General features: G+C 44.8%; 4 protein-coding genes and 2 pseudogenes. 3 read left to right on the top strand and 3 right to left on the bottom strand.

The window, feature by feature from the left end; genetic code table 11:
• Both AC1MDJ_RS06825 and AC1MDJ_RS06820 read left to right on the top strand, forming a co-directional pair.
• Window positions 1–468 (top strand): DegT/DnrJ/EryC1/StrS family aminotransferase (locus AC1MDJ_RS06825; RefSeq protein WP_479690182.1); only part of this gene is annotated, 468 nt, incomplete at its 5' end.
• Between the two features lie 31 nt (window positions 469–499).
• Window positions 500–1,840: an RNA-binding domain-containing protein gene (locus tag AC1MDJ_RS06820; protein ID WP_479690181.1), complete on the top strand. Its 1,341-nt coding sequence runs from the start codon at window positions 500–502 to the stop codon at window positions 1,838–1,840.
• 66 nt (window positions 1,841–1,906) lie between these two features.
• Here the strand turns inward: AC1MDJ_RS06820 and AC1MDJ_RS06815 are convergent, their stop codons facing one another.
• The 3 genes and pseudogenes from AC1MDJ_RS06815 to AC1MDJ_RS06805 form a co-directional block, all read right to left on the bottom strand.
• The gene (locus AC1MDJ_RS06815; RefSeq protein ID WP_479690180.1) at window positions 1,907–2,359 is read right to left on the bottom strand and encodes a tRNA (cytidine(34)-2'-O)-methyltransferase; all 453 of its coding nucleotides are present in this window, start codon (window positions 2,357–2,359) and stop codon (window positions 1,907–1,909) included.
• Window positions 2,360–2,379: 20 nt separating this feature from the next.
• The gene (locus AC1MDJ_RS06810) at window positions 2,380–2,862 is read right to left on the bottom strand and encodes a hypothetical protein (RefSeq protein ID WP_479690179.1); all 483 of its coding nucleotides are present in this window, start codon (window positions 2,860–2,862) and stop codon (window positions 2,380–2,382) included.
• 1,186 nt (window positions 2,863–4,048) lie between these two features.
• Window positions 4,049–4,147, bottom strand: a pseudogene (locus tag AC1MDJ_RS06805) (hypothetical protein); the annotation flags it as partial.
• On the opposite strand from AC1MDJ_RS06805, the pseudogene AC1MDJ_RS06800 reads away from it, so the two are divergent.
• Window positions 4,117–4,449, top strand: a pseudogene (locus AC1MDJ_RS06800) (hydrogenase formation protein HypD); the annotation flags it as partial. The pseudogenes AC1MDJ_RS06805 and AC1MDJ_RS06800 overlap by 31 nt on opposite strands.

Genomic DNA, 4,449 nt, shown 5'->3' with positions numbered 1-4,449 from the left:
GGCATTAAGGCGGGAGAAAGTTGGCAACGTGATATGGTGCTACTGGGCTATAACTATCGTCTGCCTGATATAAATTGTGCATTAGGGATTAGTCAATTAAAGAAGCTAGACTGGTTTTTAGAGAGGCGCAGGCATATTGCGGCGTTGTATGACGAACTATTAAAAGGCAATGAATGTTTGCAGCCGCTGGTTGTCTCTAGTGATGTATTTCACTCCTATCATTTATATCCTGTTCTGCTGAGAGCGGGAACGGATAGGGATAATGTTCTAAAAACTGCTTTCCGTGCTGGCATAGGCTTGCAAGTGCATTATTCGCTAGTCTATAACCATAGCTATTATCGTGAAAACTATCCACAGAACCCACTACCCATTGCAGAGGACTACGCGGAACGAATTGTCAGTCTACCAATCTACCCGCAACTGACGGATGAGGGGGTAAAGGGAATTGTATCAACTCTGTCAGCTTGACAAAGAACCGCCTTTATTATAGTATTTCACTATGAAACAACTTGAAACGAACCGCATAGAATATAAGCTGAAGTTGACTGATGACCTTGAAAAAGAGGCAGTATCCTTTCTGAATGCTGGTGGCGGAGACATATATTTTGGTATAGCCAACGACGGGGCAGTTGTTGGCATAGACAAGCCAGACGAAGTGCAACAAAAGATTAAAAATCGCCTTATCAACAACGTTCGTCCCAGCATTATGGGTTTGTTTGATATTTTAACAGAGGAGCGAGACGGAAAAACGGTTGTAGTCGCTAATTTAGCTGGCGGAACGCAAACCCCATATTATATTAGGCAAAAGGGACGTTCAGAATCGGGCTGTTTTATCCGTATTGGCAGTTCGGCACAGCCAATGGACGAGAGCTTGATTGACCAGCTAATGGCACATAGACACCCAACGTCATTAACAACCACGCAATCAATACGACAAGACCTCACCTTTAATCAGCTAAAGATATTCTACGAAGGGAAGGGATTGGCACTAAACAATAATTTTGCTAAATCGTTAGACTTTTTAACTCCAGAGGGAAAGTATAACCAGTTTGCCCTTATGTTCGCTGATGAAAATAGTTATTCTATCCGTGTTGCCAAGTGGTGGGGAACAGATAGGCTAGACCTGCGCGAAAATGAAGAATATGGCTACTGCTCCATAGTGAAAGCGATGCAAATGGTGCTTGATAAGTTTGAACTTGAAAATGTCACGCAGGCACGAAAGGTAGGTATTGGAGCGCGTCAAGAAAAGCGGATTGTTGACAATAAGAGCCTACGCGAGGCAATTATCAATGCTTTTGCACACAACGATTACGCTGAAAATGGTGACACGCCTATTTTTGAGATTTTTGAAGACCGCTTTGAGATAACAACCTACGGTGGACTAGTAAAGGGCTTGAGCAAGGAAGAATTTTTTAGTGGCGTTTCACGTCCGCGCAACCGCGAAATCATGCGCATATTCAAAGACCTTGATTTTGTAGAGCGTTTAGGTTCAGGAATGCCGTATATCGTTAAGAACTATGGGCGTGATGCGTTTAAGTTCACGAACTCTGTCATCAGGTTTGCTTTACCATTTGACCGCTCTGTGGATGAAGATGAGGGTGAAAAGCTAGAAAGCGAGGTAAAAGGTAGGGTGAAAAGTAGGGTGAAAAGTAGGGTGAAAAGTAGGGTGAAAATATTAACGCTTATGCGAAAGAATCCTGTAATAACGGTCAAGGAAATGGCTGAAGCACTAGAACTAAGCCTAAAAACAATTGAAAAACACATAAAATCTTTACGAGATGACAATAAAATACGCCGTGTTGGACCAGATAACGGCGGACACTGGGAAGTAGTTAAATAAAATCAGTCAAAATAGGGCTAGACACACTGCTTAACATCGCTAATGGTCTAAATATACCTGTTGACTTCATCCCAACCCCGCAAACCCTCCCCGTTCTAGCAGGTGGTAAGCTACTATTCCTGTGCTGGTGGCTAGGTTTAGGCTACGGGTATCGGGTAGCATTGGTATCCTATATAGTTGAGCAGAGTATTTTTCATAGACCCGCTCGGGGAAGCCTGTCCCTTCGTTACCAAATACTATAGAATTTATATTCAAGGGCATTGCGATATAGTTTTGCTGTCCGTGTGTGCTGATAAATGCAAAGGTGTCATCTATCAGCGGATAAAACTCGGCTAGCGTGTCTATGCGGCGCAGTTTTACGTGTTGCCAATAGTCCATGCCAGCTCTGCGAGTATATTTATCAGTGAGAGAAAAGCCTAGTCTGCCAACTAGCCATAGTTCCGCTCCGATAGCCACTGACAAGCGTGCAATGTTGCCAGTGTTCTGCGGTATCTCAGGTTCTAACAATATAATGTTCATAATCGTGAATAATACGCTTATTAGCGGACAAGTTTGCTGTTTATATACGCATCTACAGCGTCTAACTTGCTCCTGTTAGCTAGCCCGTCCATATCAGCCCGTTGGTATGGGATTTTCAGCTCTATCAGTATCTCTACTACTTTGCTCACGTTTATAGGTCGCTCTGCTAGATAGCTGTATTTTGACATAGTGGCAAGCCTCCCTGCGCTTAATGATAGGTCGGGTGCGCTGTCAACAGGCTCATTTGTTCGTGCGGCAAAGACCGAACGCGCTACGTCCCCTACGCTAGACACTACATAGCGTGAATAGGCTGATTGATTGTGACAGTTAGCACAGCCCTCCTGCTGATAAACTACGCTACCCGCAAGCTCTAGTGCAGATTGTTGCGCTGACACCTGCGGATTAGCGGTAAAGGTCGGCAGATATAGCAGGCAGAATAGTAGCATTACAGCAACTATCGCGCCAACAAAGAGCAAGCCGCGTGTCATCGGTTCAATGTTCATCTAGCCCCCCTTACCTTCCTTTCTAGGTATCAGTAGCGTTCTTATGATGTTATATGTAAATAGCAATGCGCCTATCGCATAGACGAGTTGCCCTGTCCGCTCTATTATCAGCGGTATTTGCACGGCAGGGACAATATCTTGCCACGTCCACATCAGCGTAGCACCATCCACCCAGCGCATATCCAGCATTGTCCGCTTTATAATAGTCGCTGTAAAACTTGCTATACTTGTTATTGTCAACCCTATCAGCATTAAATTCAACTGCAGACGCATAAGTCGCCCGCTGTATAGATAGACGTTGTATAGTTTGGGTATTAGGTAGTAAATACAAGCATATATGGCAAAACCTACAAATCCCATATAGCCTAGTGTGTTGTTCCAGACGGGCAGTAAGCTTCCTATAGCATAGCAGATGACGCTCACTAGGAAGAATTTCAGCAGTGTTTTGTCATACGCTCTCTGCCAGTAGCGATATATGGTGGTTAGCAGATTAGTGGCGACAGCTAGTGTGGCGGGTATTGCGATAAAGAAAAGGTTAGGCAGATATGCTAGTGCCCGTGCACTGTTAAGCATATAGCAGATGGAAATCGCCACGTAGGACAACAGTGCGAACCGCAAATGAAGCATTGGCGCGCCGATAGACAGTGGCAAGTAGTAGTATAGTAGGGCGATGACGGGCATTGTAACTATTAAATGTGGCACGTCCCGCATATAAACCGCTATGTCAACAAATAATGTTGTAGGCAATGTATAGCTAACCAATATATACAGCACAGCAGGCGTTATGATTGCGGTTATTAAGTATAGGGTGGATAGATAAGGCAGTTTAGCTCGCCATTCTAGCAACGGGATAGCGTTCAGCGCATAGATTAGCCATACAACTGGAGCTAGTTTTATTGGGATACCACCGATTACGCTAGACATGAGGGAATCAACCCCTGCAACCTCCGATACGACCAAAGTGGCGATTGCAATGTTAAATACCCACAACTGCACCACCGTGAGTACTGAAAAGTCTAGCTCTTGGCGCATCAAACCCGTGAGCGTATAGTATGATAGCCCCAAAATTGCGTTCATTGTGAAACCGAATAATAATATCCCCGCAAGTGTCGGCAGAAATGGTGCTAACAGGCAGGCGGGAACGAACCACACGAGCGAGGCTACTATGAAACATATTATAGTGCGCCTATCTTCCACGATAATACCTATAATACGCCGAACAAGCACCTTCTGATGATACCATACAGGGACCAAATGCACTCTCTGGGCTACACCCCTTGCCAAATAGACGGATTTCTCTGCCCAGGCAATGTTACAATCATCACAGGAACGCACATCTACGAGCCTATTATTAAGGCTAGCAAGGCGGCAGTAGTAGTGGGGTTTGAGTCGACAGATATACTAGGTTCTATATTGACAATAATAGGACAAGTTAATTCGGGCGATTTTCAACTAATCAACAACTACACCCGTGCAGCTAAAAATGAAGGAAACATCAGAGCACGTGAGCTGACTGCCAGTGTCTTTACCCCGACTGATGCAGTCTGGCGCGGGTTTGGACGGCTAACCAACAGTGGACTAGCAATA

It is taken from the genome of Candidatus Termitispirillum reticulitermitis, assembly GCF_054655775.1.
Note: the sequence above shows the minus strand (reverse complement) of the source record. Positions and strands in the feature narration are given on the sequence as shown.

Coding starts and splice junctions, on each gene's coding strand:
- AC1MDJ_RS06810 (WP_479690179.1), bottom strand. CDS start 2,862: ATGAACATTGAACCGATGACACGCGGCTTGCTCTTTGTTGGCGCGATA.
- AC1MDJ_RS06820 (WP_479690181.1), top strand. CDS start 500: ATGAAACAACTTGAAACGAACCGCATAGAATATAAGCTGAAGTTGACT.
- AC1MDJ_RS06815 (WP_479690180.1), bottom strand. CDS start 2,359: ATGAACATTATATTGTTAGAACCTGAGATACCGCAGAACACTGGCAAC.